Here is a 15719-nt window from a genome sequence, read left to right as displayed (position 1 = left end):
GCCGACTTCATCTTTCCTGGGCGGAACCTTCTTTGGAGTCGAAGGCAGTCATCAGGGTGGCTACATCTGCCCCAAGTCTGTCAGCAAGCTTGCACAACACCAATAGCGATGGATTCCCGACTGAGCGTTCGATCTGACTGATGTAGGTGCGATCGATCCCCGCCTCGAGAGCTAGCTTCTCCTGGGAGAGCCCCTCAGCAAGACGTAACTCGCGGATATTACCCGCGAGTTCTCGTCTGACTGCTTCAAAGGGACGGCTCATGGGGATAGGCTCCCGCTTGACGAGACCCCTAGTCCACGGAATATATTCATCAAATCGTAGGACTACGACTTGGGAACGATGGACAACAACCCCTCCAGGCGATATCACGCTGGCTTGGCAGCACTCTGTGTTGTCGCTTTGACGGGGGCGAAATGGCAGAACCCTTCAATCGCCGATCCGGCACAGCAAGAACATCAATTGGTCATTGACGACGCATACTGCAACCGGGTCGCAGTTGGAGCGGCCCCTATGCCCTCCGTGAACGTGCCGCAATCTCAGAGACAGGGCGCTCATGTCTCCGGCAGCTCGATCACCTATGGTCCGAACGGTAGTACCTACCGCAGTACTTATTCAGGCACGACCACCCCAGCCCGAAGTGTTGGTGACGCGTTCGCAGGTGGCTTTGCTCAAGGAGCAGCAGCTGGTGCACTAATCGCCGCCCGACGCCAACAGAGGGTCATCCACAAGGGCTGTATGTCCGAATTGGGATGGTCGAAGTCAGCGTCCTCGTCCCGGGCGGTAGCACGGCCCCCGACGGCTCAGGTCGAAGCCACCACATCCAACACCCCAAGCCAGCAAATGACATGGGAAAAAATCTCGACATCAATTGATGGTGGACAAATTTTCATCAGCCCGGAATCCGTCAACAAACGCGGTTCCAACGTCACTGCCTGGCTGAAGGTCCAGTTCCCCCATGCCTTTGGCCCTGGACCTGGAGGGGTAATGATTGATGAAGTGCAAGAACTAACGACCTTCCATTGTCTATCCCGCCAAACCTCCTTGTTAAAGCTAGTTTCGTTCTACCAAGGCAAGCAACTCTTTGTGGACGAGCAAAGCGGCGCCGACTTGAAGCGGGACAGCTTTTCGGCAGACTCGCTGTATGTTCCGGCCTATGAGGCCCTCTGTAGGCTCTAAAACAAGACGGATTCTTTTGAGAGAAACTCATCGTTCACGTAGACCAGCGCCCATGTTGGCTGCCAGCAGCTCAGGGTGGCTGCCGGCATGGCCGGTGACTAATGAGCGGCGCGCTCAAAACGTTCCCCCGCAATCCCCCCACTTGGTAACTATATCTGTGTAGCTGTTTTGGCTACCGTGAGCGCCCAAAAATTGGCCTGACGGTAGTCATTCTGGCTGCCGTGAAGACCCAGAGTGGTGAATTTTCTGCCGCCACTGTAGCTGTAGCAACTACTGTCGGTAGTCATTTCAGCTGCCGTGTTTTTTTGGCATGCGAGAGCGTATGGGGGCGAGTCCTCATGGTTTTGCCTCCAGCCCGGCATCCGGTTGCCATCGCATGTATGGCTTGGATGGCTTTGCGTCCAGGGCGGCCCCGGCTTCGTTCTCCAGTCGGTAGCTCGTGGCGTGTCGGGTCTTGTACGTGAAGCCGCCTGGAGTTTCGACAGTGATCCACCCGCGCTCAATTAGCGCGGCGAACGCTGCTTGCACGCGCCGCTGGCCCACCCCAATTCGCTTTGTCGCCTCCCGCAGGCTCAGGAAAACCACGTTTCCTTTCGAGGGTCGATACAGTGCGCGAAGTTCTATCAGCAGTGCGCGTGCATCGGGGTTCAATGTGCAGTAGGCGGGGCAGGTCAGTTCGTGCGCATATAGCCGCACATGTGCCTCATGCCCGATCCCGCTACGCCCTTTGGCCTTAAGTCGCGACTGTGCCACCGCCCGCGCCCTCCGCCAGGTGATACCTGGCAACACGTGAAGTTCCGCGCCGGGTCGGGACCTCGACTTCTGTGGTGATGATGGGCCAGCCCGCGCGTTTCAATGCATGCACATCGGCGGCGAGGCGGAACGCACCGAACTCGCGCAGCGCCTCTGCCTGCGTCAGGCTCTGGCCGGCCTCGAGGGCCGCGAGGACGGCCGCACGAGCCGTACCCTCGACCGGACGCTTGCACTGGAGTTGCGATGAGTCGTCAGAGCCGTGTTCCCTCCTGAGCCCTGATCTGCTTGCCGGAGTTCGTTCGCTTTGGACGAAGGCGTTCATCAGTCCACCTTCCCGGAAACGAATCTCTCCAAGTCGGCACGGCGGTAGCGGACGGCTCGCTTACCCAGCTTCACATAGCGCGGGCCTTCGTCTTTGGCTCGCCAATTCCGCAGAGTGGCAACTTTCAGCGCCAGCAGGGCTGCTACTTCTGTTTCGTCCAGCAGGTCGCCAGGTGTGAGTAAGGGTTGAGTTTCCATCGATGTACCTCAGCAGTAAGTGACCGTAGGCCAGATGCCTTGCGGTACTGCGGAATGCAGCGATGGGAATAGTTGGCTGGAAGAACCGGGCAGCGCGCTACCCAGCGCGCGCAATCAGGAAGCTGCGCGCAGAGTCACAGGCGCGCCAGCTCTAGAGAGCCTCTGAACAACTCGCCCGGCCAGCACCGGAATGAAAATTTGGCTGCTCCGGCATCGGGTAAGTCATTGATCCTTGGCTTCCCAACTCACCAATTAGGCCGGAGTTCCTGCTGCTGAGACACGGGATCGGAGTTGTTCAGACCTTCCCGGGCTCCTTCCTCCATGCGGCTGACCATTTGCGAATGGTTTCCGCGTTCTTCAGTACAGGCCATCGGCGCATGACCTCCGTCGCGAAATGCTCAGTCGTGCGCAACTTCGGATGCCGGCCGCCCTTCCACTCCTTCCATAGCTCCTTCGCCTGGGCCTTCGCAGCCTGCTTTCCGTCCTTATCCAGCTTGACCTTTGCCTTGGCGGCGTGTCGGGCACCGGCACTGCGCACTTCGGCAGAGGTCATGCTTGGTTCGGTCCTGATCAAACCGGACGTGTTAACCGAGGTCAACCCGCCGGCTATCTCGGAAATGGCGTCAACCCAATGCGTAGTCGTCGCGCCAGGCTCACCTCCAACGGCGAACTCAATGTCTCCAGCTTGGTTGTAGATCCAACACGCCACGAGCTCCGCAGACGCTGGCAGCTTGATGTAAGCACTCTTGCGAAATTCAGCAGCAATGGCCGCTTCTTCTTTGGTCCAGTCGTGGAAGTCCAAAGGAAGAGCTGCGCCTGCTGAAATCTCGACTTCGATACCCTTCTCATCCTCGTGCAGCCTGTACCAGGGACGGTCGCTGTTCGTGTGCTCAGGGCCGAAGGTGCTCAGCTCTAAGAAGGATGGGTAGTAAATAAGTGTGTCGCTCAGATTGCATGCCCGCAGGCTCGCCAGCAGTTCGCTAAGCCAAGCTTCGTTGGCCGCTCTCATGCTAGCCGCCGTTTCATCGTCACTATTCATCGTTCACCCTCGCCCTAAAGAGGGGGCCCACTGCGCCCAGCGGAATGAGGCTGAGGGTTTTCGTCTGCCTATGCCGAGGGAGACCATTTGCTCAACTCACTTTGGCACGCAGCGAGACCACATTCGCCCCCGTGCGCAGGCCGTCTAGGTAGTCCGCCCATGCCTGCATCATCCTCCGGCGTTCGGTCAGGTACTGCGCTTGGTTGTAGGTGCCGCGAATCTTGTTGCGGTCCCGGTGCGATAGCTGACGCTCGATGGCGTCTGGGTTCCAGCCCATTTCGTTCAGCCGGGTTGATGCCATGTGCCGGAAGCCGTGCGGGGTCATCTGCTCGTTGTCGTAGCCGAGCCGCCGCAGTGCCTGTCGTACTGTGTTCTCCGACATGGGGCGCTTGCTCGAAACTTTCCCCGCGAACACGTACACGCTGCGCCCGGTGAGCTGGTGCAGGTCACGCAGGATAGCGACTGCCTGCGAGGGCAGGGGGACGACGTGGGCAGGGGTGCGCGGATTCTCCTTTTCGGCCCGGCTCAACTTCTGCTTGGCGGCCGGGATGCGCCACTCGGCAGCGTCTAGGTCTAGCTCGGTCCATTCCATTTGCCGAATCTCGCCCGGTCGCTGGAACAAGATTGGCGATAGCCTGAGGGCGGCCAGTGTCACGGGGTCGCCGGTGTAGCCGTCCATTGCCTGCAATAGGTCAGCGATCTGGCCGGTGTCGGTGATGGAGGCGAAGTGCCGTTTGACGGCCTTGGGTAGCGCCCCACGCAGATCATGGGCAGGGTCGCGCTTGGCGATTCCTGCAGCGATGGCGTAGCGGAATACGGCAGACAGTTCCGAGCGGATGCGGTCTGCACTCTCCAGCTTGCCGGCCTTGACCAGTCGTTGCAGGCAGGCCAGCAACTCTGGGGCTTCGATCTCGGCTGTTGGTCGCGCCCCGACGTAGGGGAAAACATGTGTCTCCATCCACGCCTTGCAGCGATCGGAAGTGCCCTTGGTTCGCTCGCGGGCCTTCATCTCCTGGTAAGCGCGAGTCACTACCTCCAGACTGTTTGCCGCCCGCTCGGCTCCGGCCGCCTTCTCTGCCTTTCGCTGCGCTCCGGGGTCGGTGCCTTGGGCGACCAGTGTGCGGGCTTCCTCGCGCCGCTGGCGGGCTTGCGCCAGCTTCACCTCAGGGTAGGTACCGAGCCCCAGCATGTTCTCCGTCCCGATGACAGGCCGGCGGTAGCGCCAGCGCCACAGTTTGGAGCCGTCTGGGTTCACCAACAGGAACATGCCGCCGCCGTCAGGCAGCTTGTACGGCTTGGGGCCGGGCTTGGCGTTTGCGACTTCAGAGGGTGATAGTGGCTTGGAGGTCAGCCTGGGCATGGGGGGCATCTGGTTTGAGGGTACGGCTCGTTGCGTGTAACCGCGTACCCGCACTTGTACCCGCAAACTTGGGTGATCGCCAGTGACATGCAAAGATGTCGCCAGACAACAGGAAAAGAAAAACCCCCGATTTCTCGGGGGTTTTTGGTGTTTCCGGTACCTTGCGGGACCTTTATATGGTGGAGGTGGGCGGAATTGAACCGCCGTCCGAAGGCACTCCATCCCCGGCACTACATGCTTAGCTCACCGTTGGGTCTCGTCCTGTGGCAGCACGGTGTGCAAAGCGCACCCCAGGACCAGCCTGTTTTGGTTAAGCCGTGACTGACAGGCAGCTGTCACAGCCGGTTCCGTGATAATGACCCTACATCCACGAGCACGGGCACAAGTGGGTTCGGGGCTTACGCCTTAAGCGGCGAGAGCGTAGTTGTCGTCGTTGGCAACTAGAGTTTTGCAGCTGGATTTACGAGGAAAGCTACCCCCTCGGCATGCGCCAAGCGACTTCACAACCCCCGTCGAAACCAGTGCACCCCCGGTAAGACGTTGATTCATGAGGGCTGTAGACGATGTTCTGACCACAGCCTCGCTGACGAAACGAATGCTACAGGGAAAACCCTGAACAGTCACCCGCGTGAATTGGGGTTTTGCCGGGCTTTCAGCAAAAGGCCGCTACCACTTGCCAGGCAGGCGGCGTTGGTTGCGATGGATAGAGGCAGATCGAACTGGTCTTTGCCTGCTGCGGCAAAGCCGGCGTGGAGCAGGGCGGTCAGCACACCAATGCCTCCGCAGAGCAGGGCATAACGCCTTGCTTGTGGCATAGCCAATGCCACCTGCCGATAGCCGTGGAGCAGCAGGCCTAATGCCAGTACGTTGAACAGCAGAAAGCCTTGTATGCCGCCGGGCACATGGAACATCTCCCATTCGTGCCAGTAGGCAGCATCTATCTGGTGAACGATCAGCGACAGCAGCGTAGCGGTGTACCAGCGATCCATCGTCAAAGAACTCTTTGGTGGGGCGCCAGTCTAGTCAACAATCTTCATGACCACGTGCGGCTGCGATGTTGCATCAACTTGAACGCACCAGGTGAGGCTTAACACCGCGCCGACCTTTCTGCGACGTTTGCCGGCGGACCATGGCTGCCATCAAGTTTGCGACGGTGTAAGTGGTCATGCAGAAGCGCTGCCTGCGATTGTTGGCGGGTGGAGTTGGAACCGGGTTTCGGCGACGCGCGCTGGCGCCGGTTTCGCTCTATCTGTTGCTGGCGGTTGTTGTGCTGATCACGGCGTGGTTGGGGCAGAGCTATTGGCCGCAGCTCGCACCGCTGGTGTTGTTGCTCTGCGCTGGGCTTCTGGGTTGGGTGCGGCGAGTGCGTCAGCGCTGGCTTGGTGTCTATCTGGCGGCGGTAGTGCTGTTGCTGGTGCTGCAATCGACTTGGTCTGGACTCACGGCCGCCGGAGTGGAGCGGGTTGCGCTCGTCGCCATGGCATTGGGTCTGGCTCAGTTGCTGATCCATTCCTCGCGGGTATGGCGGTTCTCACGCGCGCTGCAGCTGCAGGTTGATGGCCTGGATGATGCCGCGATTCTGGCGGTGTTGCCGCCGGAAGCTGCCGAGGAGGCAAGGCAATGGCTCGGCGGTGATAACCGCAAAGCTGCCGAGCTGAGCGAGGTGGTCAGCCTGAGCGTGCTGTACGCGGTCTTGCAGGCGCCCGGAACCCAGCGACGCCATCTGCGCCGGATTTTGATGGGTTAAAGCGTCTTGCGCAGATAAATGCGCTCGTGGCCGGGCGGAAAGTCGGGCAGGCGGCCGAAGACTTCGTAGCCGTGGCGCAGATAAAAGCCCTCGGCCTGCCAGTCGAAGGTGTCCAGCACAACGCTGTGTGCACCTGCGGCCTTGGCCTGTTGTTCGGCTTCCAGCAGCAGTTGGCTGCCCAGCCCTTGGTCGCGCAGCTCCGGATCGATCCACAGCACATGGATGGCGAGCCAGCCTGCGCAGACGTCGCCAAGCAATCCGCCGCGCAGGGTTCCGTCCCGGTCATGGCTGGCCAGCTGCACTGGCAGCTCATCGAAGCTATTGCCGCTGGCCTTGCGATTGAAGGCCAGCAGCCGTGCGCACAGCGCCTGCACGTCCTGCGCGCTGGCGACCTGCACCGCGCGCTGTGCCGACATCAGGCGTTGCGGTTGTGGGCACGCATCGCGCGCTGCTTTTCGCGGGCCCAGTCGCGTTCCTTGGCGGTGTCGCGCTTGTCGTGGTTCTGCTTGCCCTTGGCCAGTGCGATCTCGAGCTTGATCTTGTTCTTGCTCCAGTACATCGCGGTTGGCACCAGCGTGTAGCCATCGCGCTCGACCCGGCCAATCAGCTTGTCGATCTCGCGACGGTGCAGCAGCAGTTTGCGCTGGCGACGGTCTTCCGGAATGGTGTGGGTGGAGGCCTGGATCAACGGGGTGATCTGCGCGCCGATCAGGTAGATCTCGCCATCCTTCACATAGGCGTAGGCGTCGGTCATGTTGCCGCGGCCGGCGCGTATGGCCTTGACCTCCCAGCCCTGCAGCACCAGGCCCGCTTCGACCCGCTCTTCCAGGTGGTACTCGTGGCGCGCGCGCTTGTTCAACGAGATGGTTTTGTCGGCCGTCCCGTTCTTTGCTTTATCCTTGCTGTGTTTCGTGCTCATTTCCGTATTGTCTCCGATTCGGGGGCTCCCCGAACACTTTCTGTATTGCCATGACTACCATTCGTCGCAGCGCGCTGGTCGAACACTCCGCCGAGCGCATGTTCAACCTGGTCAATGATGTCGCCGCCTATCCTGGCCGGTTCCGCTGGTGTGACAAAGCGGAAATCCTGGAGCAGGGCGAGGAGCGGCTGGTTGCCCGGCTGGATCTGGGGCTGGGTTCGTTCCGTACCTGGTTCATGACCGAAAACACCTTGCAGCGCCCGCACAGCATCGATATGAAGCTGCGCGAAGGCCCGTTCAAGCGCCTGCACGGCCGCTGGGAGTTCCACGCCCTGTCCGAAAGCGCCTGCAAGGTCAGCCTGGAGCTGGAGTTCGAGCCGACCTCGCGCCTGCTCGGGCCGGCCCTGGCGCTGGGCTTCCAAGGCTTGGCCGATCGCATGGTCAACGATTTCGTGCGCGTGGCCGATCAGGAACTCTGAGCGATGCGTGTAGAGGTGGTGCTGGCCTGGCCGGACCGTTACCAGCTGCGGCAGCTTGAGCTGCCAGAGGGCTGTACGGTCGCTGATGCGGTGGCCGAGGCGGCGCTGGATGGCGCTGTCGCGGCGGCGGCAATGGCGGTGCACGGCGTGCTCGCACGTCCGCAGCAGTTGCTGCGGGACGGTGACCGGGTCGAGCTGCTACGCCCCTTGCTGGCCGACCCCAAAGAAAATCGCCGCCGGCGGGCGCGCGGCGGCGATTGACCCTGCGAAGAGGGCGCTGGATCAGCGGCCCTTCTTCTTGTCCTTGGCCAGGTTGCGGCCGAACTGACGCACGCTGTTACGTGCCAGGTCGCCGTCCTGGGTCGGGAAGTACTCACCTTCCCAGCGGGTGACCAGGTCGTTCTCGAAGAACACGGTGAAGTTCTTCACCTCGGTCTTGCCCAGGCGATTCACCCGCTGGCTGGCGGTGTAGTCCCAGCGCTGGGCGTGGAAGGGGTCGGCAATGGACGGCGTGCCCAGCAGCGCGTTGACCTGCTGCTTGCTCTGGCCGGCCTGCAGCTGCGCCACGGACTGTTCACGGATCAGGTTGCCCTGATAGATGGGCTGCTTGTAGATGATGCCGCAGCCAGTAGTGGACAGGGCGACAACGGCGATCAACAGTAGGTTGCGCATTAGGTAGGGCGGTTGAGGAAATCAGGTCGATGATACACTCCCCGGCACCCAGCGCGATCTGACCGGAGATAACTGGCGTTAAACCGCCAATGAACACGATGGCTATGGAATCCAATGACCTGCGCAAAGTCGGCTTGAAGGTGACGCATCCGCGGATGCGCATCCTTGCCCTGCTTGAACAGAACACCCCCCAACACCACCACCTCACCGCCGAAGACATCTACCGCCAGCTGCTTGATTGCGGTGATGAGATCGGGCTGGCCACGGTTTACCGTGTGCTGACCCAGTTCGAGGCGGCCGGGCTGGTCCTCAAGCACAATTTTGAAGGCGGCCAGGCGGTTTACGAGCTGGACCGCGGCGGCCACCACGACCATATGGTCGATGTGGACTCGGGCAAGATCATCGAGTTCGAAAGCCCGGAAATCGAGGAGCTGCAGCGGAAGATCGCTGCGGAACACGGTTTCGAGCTGGAGGAGCACTCGTTGGTGCTCTATGTGCGCAAGAAGCGTAAGTAAGGCGTTGGCGGCGCAGTCTCTGGGCTGTTGCTGCTGAATTGAAAACACCGGCCAATGGCCGGTGTTTTTGTTTGTGCTCCCCGCTCACCGAAGGCAAGGGCTTGGATGTAGTGCCGAGCCATGCTCGGCAAGGGCCTCACCGGTAAGGCGTCAGCGGGCGGTGCTTCCGCTTTGAGATTTGCTCCCTCCCTTTCGTGCAGCGAAGGGGAGGGTTGGGGAGGGGTGTTTTTGGAGCGGAGCCTTAAGAGCCAAGAGCTGCCCTCACCCCAACCCCTCTCCCGCAGGCGGGAGAGGGGCTTCAGAACCAGAGCCAAAAGCCAGAGCCCAAGCCCAAGCCAAAGCAAAAGCCCAAGCCAAAGCCAAAGCCAAAACCAAAGCCAAAACCAAAGCCAAAGCCAAAGCCAAAGCCAAAGCCAAAACCAAAGCCAAAACCAAAGCCAAAACCTCAAGCCCAAGCCAAAGCCAAAACCTCAAGCCCAAGCCAAAGCCTCAAGCCAAGCCCAAAGCCCAAAGCCCAAAGCCCAAAGCCCAAAGCCCAAAGCCCAAAGCCCAAAGCCCAAAGCCCAAAGCCCAAAGCCCAAAGCCCAAAGCCCGGGCTTCCCGCTATCAGGCCTCCGTCAGCAACTTCCGCGCTGCAGCACGCGCTTCCTTGCTGACCTCGGCGCCGCCCAGCATGCGCGCAAGCTCCTCTTCACGGCCCTTGGCATCCAGTAGTTCAACAGCGCTCTGGGTCATGCCTTCCACCGGTGCCTTGCTGACCCGGTAATGGGAATGGCCCTTGGAGGCGACCTGCGGCAGATGGGTCACGCACAGCACCTGGCGGCGTTCGCCCAAGGCGCGCAGCTTCTTGCCAACGATGTCGGCGATGGCGCCGCCGATGCCTGAATCCACTTCGTCGAAAACCATGGTCGGTACGGCGTCCAGGCCCAGTGCGGCGACTTCGATGGCCAGGGAGATGCGCGACAACTCACCGCCAGAGGCGACCTTGCGCAGGGCGCGGGCTGGCTGGCCGGCGTTGGCGGCGACCAGGAACTCGACCCGCTCGGCGCCATTCGGGTCCGGGCGCAGCTGTGCCTGGGGCTCCAGTTCGATCAGGAACTGGCCGCCGCCCATGCCCAGCTCGCCGATCAGCGCGGTGGTGGTGTCGGACAGTGAGGTGGCAGCAGTCTGGCGGCTGCTGGAAAGGGTGGCCGCCACGGCTTGCCAGCGAGCGGTGGCCTTGTCGATCTCGCCGGCCAGCTTGGCCAGGCGCTCGTCGGCGCCGCGCAGTTGCTCCAGCTCGGCTTCGAGGCGGTCGCGGGTGGCGGCGAGTTCTTCCATTGGCACGCGGTGCTTGCGGGCCAGGTCGTGCAGGCGGCTCAGCCGACGCTCGATGTCCTCGAAGGCCTCCGGGTCGCTGTCCAGGTCGTCCTGGACCCGGTCGAGCTGGGCCAGCGCCTCGTGCAGCTGAATGCCGGCGGCATCGAGCATGGCATCGACCTCGCCGAGGCGGGCGTCGTGCTGGCTGACGCGGCTCAGCTCGTTTCGCACCTGCTGCAGCAGCGAGAGCAGGGAAGGGCCGTCCTCGTCGCCATTGAGCAGGCCGCCAGCGCGCTGGCAGGCTTCGATCAATGCGGTGGAATGGGCCTGGCGGCGGTGGCTGGCGCCAAGCGCTGCGATGGCTGCCGGCTCCAGGTCTTCGCGCTGCAGCTCACCGAGCTGGTGCTCAAGAAAGCCGATCCGGTCGGAGACGTCGCCTTGCTGGGACAGCGCATCGCGCTCATCCAGCAATGCCTGCCACTGGGTGCTGGCGTTGCGTACGGCGGCGCGTTCGGCCTCGTTGCGGGCGAAGGCATCGAGCAGGGCCAGCTGGCTGGGACGTGATAGCAGCGCCTGCTGGTCGTGCTGGCCGTGGATCTCGACCAGGAAGCCTGCCAGTTCAGACAGTTGCGATACCGGTACCGGGCGGCCGTTGATGAAGGCGCGGGAGCCGCCGTCGGCGCGGATCACCCGCCGCAGCTGGCATTGTTCTTCGTCGTCCAATTCGTTGTCGCGCAGCCAACTGCGTGCCGGAGCGTCGTCGTCCAGGCTGAATTCGGCTGACAACTCGGCGCGGCTGGCGCCGTGGCGGACCACGCCGGAGTCGGCACGCAGGCCGGACAGGAAGCCCAATGCGTCCACCATCAATGACTTGCCGGCGCCGGTCTCGCCGGAAACAACAGTCATGCCTGGCCCGAACTCAAGTTCGGTGGCGCGGACAACGGCAAAATCCTTGATCGATAGATGTCTGAGCATGGCGGGCAGGTCTAGGGGCCGCGCAAAACTAGCATGCGGGCTGGATAGGTCAATGTAGGACAGGCGGTGACCGGCACAGATTAGGAACAAAGCGTCTCATGGAGTGAGCCGGAGCCTTGAAACTCTCGGTACAGCCCACATACGGGTCGGGGTAGGCGGCAGAACATCCGCCAAGGAACCGGAAATGAACCAAGAGCACACTGAATTCGACCCCGAGAACGCCGCCATGGGCGGTGACGACGCGCAGCACGACCAGATCGAGGCGCTGCGTGCCGAGCTGGAGCAGGTCAAGGCCGAATCGCTGCGCGAACGCGCCGACCTGGAGAACCAGCGCAAGCGCGTGGCCCGTGATATCGACCAGGCCCGCAAGTTCGCCAACGAGAAGCTGCTTGGCGAGTTGCTGCCGGTGTTCGACAGCCTCGATGCAGGCTTGGCTGCTGCTGGCAGCGAGCCCAATCCGCTGCGCGAAGGTATGGAACTGACCTACAAGCAGCTGCTCAAAGTAGCCGCTGACAACGGTCTGGTCCTGCTGGATCCGGCCGGCCAGGCCTTCAATCCGGAGCATCACCAGGCCATCAGCCAGGTACCGGCACCGGCCGGCGTGGCCCCGGGCGCGGTAGTGACCGTGTTCCAGAAGGGCTACCTGCTCAACGAGCGCCTGCTGCGGCCGGCGCTGGTTGTGGTGGCCCAGGCCGACTGATCGGCCGCGCTGGCTGGCCGCTGCCTAAATCAGGCGCGGCCGTCGGCAAACAGTGTTCCGGGGATGACTTGAATGTCATCAGGTCCTTCCCCATATCCCATTCATCCCCGGCGGCTGCCGGCAAACGAATCTCAGGAGTCCCCCATGGGCAAGATCATTGGTATCGACCTCGGCACCACCAACTCGTGCGTGGCGATCATGGACGGCGGCAAGGCCCGCGTCATTGAAAACTCGGAAGGCGATCGCACCACGCCCTCCATCGTCGCCTACACCAAGGACGGCGAAGTACTGGTGGGTGCCTCGGCCAAGCGTCAGGCCGTCACCAACCCGAAGAACACCTTCTACGCGGTGAAGCGCCTGATCGGCCGCAAGTTCACCGACGCCGAAGTGCAGAAGGACATCGCCCACGTGCCGTACGGCATCCTGGCGCACGACAACGGCGATGCATGGGTACAGACCAGCGATGCCAAGAAGATGGCACCGCAGGAAATTTCTGCCCGCGTGCTGGAGAAGATGAAGAAGACCGCCGAAGACTTCCTGGGTGAGAAGGTCACCGAAGCAGTCATTACCGTGCCGGCCTACTTCAACGACAGCCAACGCCAGGCCACCAAGGACGCTGGCCGCATCGCCGGTCTGGACGTCAAGCGCATCATCAACGAGCCGACCGCTGCTGCCCTGGCCTATGGCCTGGACAAGGGTGACAACAAGGATCGCAAGATCGTTGTGTATGACCTGGGCGGCGGCACCTTCGACGTGTCGATCATCGAGATCGCCAACGTCGATGGCGAGAAGCAGTTCGAAGTGCTGGCCACCAACGGTGACACCTTCCTTGGCGGCGAAGATTTCGACAACCGCGTCATCGAATACCTGGTTGAAGAGTTCCAGAAGGACCAGGGCATCGACCTGCGCAAGGACCCGTTGGCCCTGCAGCGCCTGAAGGACGCTGCCGAGCGCGCCAAGATCGAGCTGTCGTCCGCGCAGCAGACCGAAGTGAACCTGCCGTACGTCACTGCAGACGCTTCCGGTCCGAAGCACCTGAACATCAAGCTGACCCGCGCCAAGCTGGAAAGCCTGGTCGAAGAGCTGATCAAGAAGTCGATCGAGCCGTGCCGCGTTGCGTTGAATGACGCCGGCCTGCGTTCGAGCGACATCAGCGAAGTGATCCTGGTCGGTGGCCAGACCCGCATGCCGAAGGTGCAGCAGGCTGTTACCGAGTTCTTCGGCAAGGAACCGCGCAAGGACGTCAACCCGGACGAAGCCGTGGCACTGGGTGCTGCGATCCAGGGCGGCGTGCTGGGCGGCGACGTCAAGGACGTGCTGCTGCTGGACGTGACCCCGCTGTCGCTGGGTATCGAGACCATGGGTGGCGTGTTCACCAAGATCATCGAGAAGAACACCACCATCCCGACCAAGGCCTCGCAGACCTTCTCGACCGCTGAGGACAACCAGTCGGCCGTGACCGTGCACGTGCTGCAGGGTGAGCGCGAGCAGGCCCGTTACAACAAGTCGCTGGCCAAGTTCGACCTGTCCGGCATCGAGCCGGCACCGCGCGGCATGCCGCAGGTCGAGGTGTCCTTCGACATCGACGCCAACGGCATCCTGCACGTGTCGGCCAAGGACAAGAAGACCAACAAGGAACAGAAGGTCGAGATCAAGGCCGGTTCGGGTCTGTCCGAGGAAGAGATCGCACGCATGGTCGCCGACGCGGAAGCCAACCGCGAAGAAGACAAGAAGTTCCAGGAGCTGGTCCAGGCCCGCAACCAGGCTGACGGTCTGATCCACGCCACCCGCAGCGCCATCACCGAGCATGGCAGCAAGGTTGGCGGCGACGTGATCGGCAAGGTTGAAGCTGCACTGGCCGACCTGGAAACCGCGATGAAGGGCGACGACAAGGCACAGATCGAAGCCAAGTCGAAGTCGCTGGAAGAAGCCGGTCAGGCGCTGTTTGCCGCCGCTTCTGCCGGTGAGCAGGGCCAGGCTCCGGGTGCCGATGCTGGCGCCCAGTCCAATGACGACGTGGTGGACGCCGAGTTCACCGAAGTCAAGGACGACAAGAAGTAAGCAAGGCCGGTGTTGTTACTGGGGATTCGGGATCCGGAACTACTGTTCCGGCTTCCGGATCCCCTTCCGGTATCTGCAATACCAGGCTTTTCGTCCCTGATTCCCAACCCCGATTACAGAACCTCATGTGCCGATGAAACGCGATTATTACGAAATACTGGGCGTAGCCCGCACCGCCACCGATGAAGAGCTGAAGAAGGCCTATCGCCGTTGTGCGATGAAGCACCACCCGGACCGCAACCCGGGCGATGCTGCCGCTGAAGCTGCCTTCAAGGAGTGCAAGGAGGCGTACGAAACCCTGTCCGACGGCAATAAGCGGCGCATGTACGACGCCCACGGCCACGCTGCGTTCGAGCATGGCATGGGCGGCGGCGGTGGTCCGGGTGGTCCGGACATGAATGATATTTTCGGCGACATCTTCGGCAACATTTTTGGCGGAGGTGGCGGCGGTCCGCGTCAGCCGCGTCGCGGAGCCGACATCGGCTACGTGATGGAGCTGGACCTGGAAGAAGCGGTGGCCGGCGTTGAACGCCGCATCGAGATTCCGACCCTGGCCGAGTGCGGTGATTGCGACGGCAGTGGCTCGGAAGACCGCAAGGTCGAGACCTGCAATGTCTGCGGTGGTCGCGGCCAGGTACGCGTGCAGCGCGGCATCTTCGCCATGCAGCAAGCCTGCCACAACTGCGATGGTCGCGGTCAGATCATCAGCAAGCCGTGCAAGACCTGCCATGGTAATGGCCGTGTCGAGGAAGACAAGGTGTTGTCGGTCAAGGTACCGGCAGGCGTTGATACCGGCGACCGCATCCGCCTGCAGGGCGAAGGCGAGGCCGGCCCGGCTGGTGCGCCGGCGGGCGACCTGTACGTGGAAGTGCGCGTGCGCGAGCATGCCATCTTCACCCGCGATGGCGATGACCTGCACTGCGAAGTGCCGGTACGTATCTCGCAGGCCGCGCTGGGCGATGCAATCCGTGTCGCAACCCTGGGTGGAGAAGCGGAAATCCGCATCCCGGCCGAGACCCAGACTGGCAAGCTGTTCCGTCTGCGTGGCAAGGGCGTCAAGTCGGTGCGCAGCCGCACCGAAGGCGACCTGTATTGCCGCGTCGTGGTGGAAACCCCGGTCAACCTGACGGCCGAGCAGCGCAAGTTGCTGGAGCAGTTTGAAGCTACGTTCATCGGCGAAGAAGCGCGCAAGCACTCGCCGAAGTCGGCGACCTTCATCGACGGCGTGAAGGGCTTCTGGGAACGCATGAAGTCCTGATGCATCACCTGTGGTGCCGAGCCATGCTCGGCATCAGCTTACCTGTAGTGCCGAGCCATGCTCGGCAGAGGCGTTCCCGGTAATGCCCCTGCCGAGCATGGCTCGGCACTACCGGCTCGGCGCGCGACAAGCCCCTCTCCCGCTTGCGGGAGTGGGGTTGGGGTGAGGGGAGCTCTTGAGGCTTTGCCGGTAAGGCCTCTGCCGAGCATGGCTCGGCACTACGGGCTCCTCGCTCTATAAGCCCCT

Annotated in this window: 18 protein-coding genes and 1 other RNA gene; 8 read left to right on the top strand and 11 right to left on the bottom strand. The window is 62.1% G+C overall.

What is annotated here, in order from left to right; translation table 11 throughout:
* Positions 1-7: 7 nt before the first annotated feature.
* Entirely contained in the window at positions 8-262 is a 255-nt protein-coding gene (locus AC13FW_RS05740) for a helix-turn-helix domain-containing protein (protein ID WP_482988479.1), read from the bottom strand.
* A gap of 78 nt (positions 263-340) precedes the next feature.
* Here AC13FW_RS05740 and AC13FW_RS05735 point away from each other — a divergent pair, with 78 nt between their 5' ends.
* The gene (locus tag AC13FW_RS05735) at positions 341-1177 is read left to right on the top strand and encodes a surface-adhesin E family protein (RefSeq protein WP_482988478.1); all 837 of its coding nucleotides are present in this window, start codon (positions 341-343) and stop codon (positions 1175-1177) included.
* Positions 1178-1910: 733 nt separating this feature from the next.
* Here AC13FW_RS05735 and AC13FW_RS05730 read toward each other — a convergent pair.
* The 6 genes from AC13FW_RS05730 to AC13FW_RS05705 all read right to left on the bottom strand — a co-directional run bounded on the left by AC13FW_RS05730 (position 1911) and on the right by AC13FW_RS05705 (position 5837).
* Positions 1911-2252, bottom strand: coding sequence for a helix-turn-helix domain-containing protein (locus AC13FW_RS05730; protein ID WP_192288158.1), 342 nt, complete (start codon positions 2250-2252; stop codon positions 1911-1913).
* Positions 2252-2449, bottom strand: a complete 198-nt coding sequence (locus AC13FW_RS05725) for a helix-turn-helix transcriptional regulator (RefSeq protein WP_192288159.1) — start codon at positions 2447-2449, stop codon at positions 2252-2254. The genes AC13FW_RS05730 and AC13FW_RS05725 overlap by 1 nt, the downstream gene beginning before the upstream one ends.
* A gap of 295 nt (positions 2450-2744) precedes the next feature.
* Complete coding sequence (locus tag AC13FW_RS05720) at positions 2745-3488, bottom strand: hypothetical protein (RefSeq protein ID WP_482988477.1); 744 nt, start codon at positions 3486-3488, stop codon at positions 2745-2747.
* 91 nt (positions 3489-3579) lie between these two features.
* Positions 3580-4848: a tyrosine-type recombinase/integrase gene (locus AC13FW_RS05715; protein ID WP_482988476.1), complete on the bottom strand. Its 1269-nt coding sequence runs from the start codon at positions 4846-4848 to the stop codon at positions 3580-3582.
* Positions 4849-5025: 177 nt separating this feature from the next.
* Positions 5026-5379: a transfer-messenger RNA gene (ssrA, locus tag AC13FW_RS05710) on the bottom strand.
* An 89-nt stretch (positions 5380-5468) separates the two neighbouring features.
* Positions 5469-5837: a DUF6713 family protein gene (locus tag AC13FW_RS05705; protein ID WP_482988475.1), complete on the bottom strand. Its 369-nt coding sequence runs from the start codon at positions 5835-5837 to the stop codon at positions 5469-5471.
* A gap of 170 nt (positions 5838-6007) precedes the next feature.
* Between AC13FW_RS05705 and AC13FW_RS05700 the strand changes: the two genes are divergently transcribed.
* Complete coding sequence (locus tag AC13FW_RS05700; RefSeq protein WP_482988474.1) at positions 6008-6595, top strand: hypothetical protein; 588 nt, start codon at positions 6008-6010, stop codon at positions 6593-6595.
* Here AC13FW_RS05700 and AC13FW_RS05695 read toward each other — a convergent pair.
* Complete coding sequence (locus AC13FW_RS05695; protein ID WP_296246246.1) at positions 6592-7011, bottom strand: GNAT family N-acetyltransferase; 420 nt, start codon at positions 7009-7011, stop codon at positions 6592-6594. The two genes, AC13FW_RS05700 and AC13FW_RS05695, sit on opposite strands and share 4 nt — an antisense overlap.
* Positions 7011-7514, bottom strand: coding sequence for an SsrA-binding protein SmpB (smpB, locus tag AC13FW_RS05690; RefSeq protein ID WP_296246245.1), 504 nt, complete (start codon positions 7512-7514; stop codon positions 7011-7013). Before smpB ends, AC13FW_RS05695 begins: the two co-directional genes overlap by 1 nt.
* A gap of 50 nt (positions 7515-7564) precedes the next feature.
* Between smpB and AC13FW_RS05685 the strand changes: the two genes are divergently transcribed.
* Positions 7565-7993: a type II toxin-antitoxin system RatA family toxin gene (locus AC13FW_RS05685; RefSeq protein WP_282271976.1), complete on the top strand. Its 429-nt coding sequence runs from the start codon at positions 7565-7567 to the stop codon at positions 7991-7993.
* Positions 7994-7996: 3 nt separating this feature from the next.
* Complete coding sequence (locus AC13FW_RS05680; protein ID WP_296246242.1) at positions 7997-8254, top strand: RnfH family protein; 258 nt, start codon at positions 7997-7999, stop codon at positions 8252-8254.
* A gap of 21 nt (positions 8255-8275) precedes the next feature.
* Here AC13FW_RS05680 and AC13FW_RS05675 read toward each other — a convergent pair whose 3' ends face one another.
* Positions 8276-8665: an outer membrane protein assembly factor BamE gene (locus AC13FW_RS05675; RefSeq protein WP_282271980.1), complete on the bottom strand. Its 390-nt coding sequence runs from the start codon at positions 8663-8665 to the stop codon at positions 8276-8278.
* Positions 8666-8769: 104 nt separating this feature from the next.
* Here AC13FW_RS05675 and fur point away from each other — a divergent pair, with 104 nt between their 5' ends.
* On the top strand, positions 8770-9180 hold the full coding sequence (fur, locus tag AC13FW_RS05670) for a ferric iron uptake transcriptional regulator (protein ID WP_282271992.1): 411 nt from the start codon (positions 8770-8772) through the stop codon (positions 9178-9180).
* Positions 9181-9786: 606 nt separating this feature from the next.
* Here fur and recN read toward each other — a convergent pair.
* A complete protein-coding gene (gene recN / locus AC13FW_RS05665) occupies positions 9787-11454 on the bottom strand; it encodes a DNA repair protein RecN (protein ID WP_482988473.1) in 1668 nt (555 codons plus the stop codon).
* Between the two features lie 184 nt (positions 11455-11638).
* Here recN and grpE point away from each other — a divergent pair, with 184 nt between their 5' ends.
* The 3 genes from grpE to dnaJ all read left to right on the top strand — a co-directional run bounded on the left by grpE (position 11639) and on the right by dnaJ (position 15473).
* The gene (gene grpE / locus AC13FW_RS05660) at positions 11639-12154 is read left to right on the top strand and encodes a nucleotide exchange factor GrpE (protein WP_296246238.1); all 516 of its coding nucleotides are present in this window, start codon (positions 11639-11641) and stop codon (positions 12152-12154) included.
* A 144-nt stretch (positions 12155-12298) separates the two neighbouring features.
* Positions 12299-14215, top strand: a complete 1917-nt coding sequence (gene dnaK / locus AC13FW_RS05655) for a molecular chaperone DnaK (protein WP_482988472.1) — start codon at positions 12299-12301, stop codon at positions 14213-14215.
* Positions 14216-14348: 133 nt separating this feature from the next.
* Positions 14349-15473 (top strand): molecular chaperone DnaJ, encoded by a 1125-nt coding sequence (gene dnaJ / locus AC13FW_RS05650; RefSeq protein WP_482988471.1) that lies wholly within the window; start codon positions 14349-14351, stop codon positions 15471-15473.
* Positions 15474-15719 lie beyond the last annotated feature (246 nt).

The organism is Stenotrophomonas sp. 21LCFQ19 (genome assembly GCF_056861425.1).
The sequence above is the reverse complement of the archived record's forward strand: the minus strand, read 5'-3'. Positions and strand labels throughout refer to the sequence as shown.

Excerpts from the sequence above, each read along its gene's own strand:
- AC13FW_RS05730 (WP_192288158.1), bottom strand. The coding sequence starts at position 2,252 with ATGAACGCCTTCGTCCAAAGCGAACGAACTCCGGCAAGCAGATCAGGG.
- AC13FW_RS05695 (WP_296246246.1), bottom strand. The coding sequence starts at position 7,011 with ATGTCGGCACAGCGCGCGGTGCAGGTCGCCAGCGCGCAGGACGTGCAG.
- smpB (WP_296246245.1), bottom strand. The coding sequence starts at position 7,514 with ATGAGCACGAAACACAGCAAGGATAAAGCAAAGAACGGGACGGCCGAC.
- grpE (WP_296246238.1), top strand. The coding sequence starts at position 11,639 with ATGAACCAAGAGCACACTGAATTCGACCCCGAGAACGCCGCCATGGGC.
- AC13FW_RS05715 (WP_482988476.1), bottom strand. The coding sequence starts at position 4,848 with ATGCCCAGGCTGACCTCCAAGCCACTATCACCCTCTGAAGTCGCAAAC.
- dnaJ (WP_482988471.1), top strand. The coding sequence starts at position 14,349 with ATGAAACGCGATTATTACGAAATACTGGGCGTAGCCCGCACCGCCACC.
- AC13FW_RS05720 (WP_482988477.1), bottom strand. The coding sequence starts at position 3,488 with ATGAATAGTGACGATGAAACGGCGGCTAGCATGAGAGCGGCCAACGAA.
- AC13FW_RS05680 (WP_296246242.1), top strand. The coding sequence starts at position 7,997 with ATGCGTGTAGAGGTGGTGCTGGCCTGGCCGGACCGTTACCAGCTGCGG.
- AC13FW_RS05740 (WP_482988479.1), bottom strand. The coding sequence starts at position 262 with ATGAGCCGTCCCTTTGAAGCAGTCAGACGAGAACTCGCGGGTAATATC.
- AC13FW_RS05675 (WP_282271980.1), bottom strand. The coding sequence starts at position 8,665 with ATGCGCAACCTACTGTTGATCGCCGTTGTCGCCCTGTCCACTACTGGC.
- fur (WP_282271992.1), top strand. The coding sequence starts at position 8,770 with ATGGAATCCAATGACCTGCGCAAAGTCGGCTTGAAGGTGACGCATCCG.
- dnaK (WP_482988472.1), top strand. The coding sequence starts at position 12,299 with ATGGGCAAGATCATTGGTATCGACCTCGGCACCACCAACTCGTGCGTG.
- AC13FW_RS05725 (WP_192288159.1), bottom strand. The coding sequence starts at position 2,449 with ATGGAAACTCAACCCTTACTCACACCTGGCGACCTGCTGGACGAAACA.
- recN (WP_482988473.1), bottom strand. The coding sequence starts at position 11,454 with ATGCTCAGACATCTATCGATCAAGGATTTTGCCGTTGTCCGCGCCACC.
- AC13FW_RS05735 (WP_482988478.1), top strand. The coding sequence starts at position 341 with ATGGACAACAACCCCTCCAGGCGATATCACGCTGGCTTGGCAGCACTC.
- AC13FW_RS05685 (WP_282271976.1), top strand. The coding sequence starts at position 7,565 with ATGACTACCATTCGTCGCAGCGCGCTGGTCGAACACTCCGCCGAGCGC.
- AC13FW_RS05705 (WP_482988475.1), bottom strand. The coding sequence starts at position 5,837 with ATGGATCGCTGGTACACCGCTACGCTGCTGTCGCTGATCGTTCACCAG.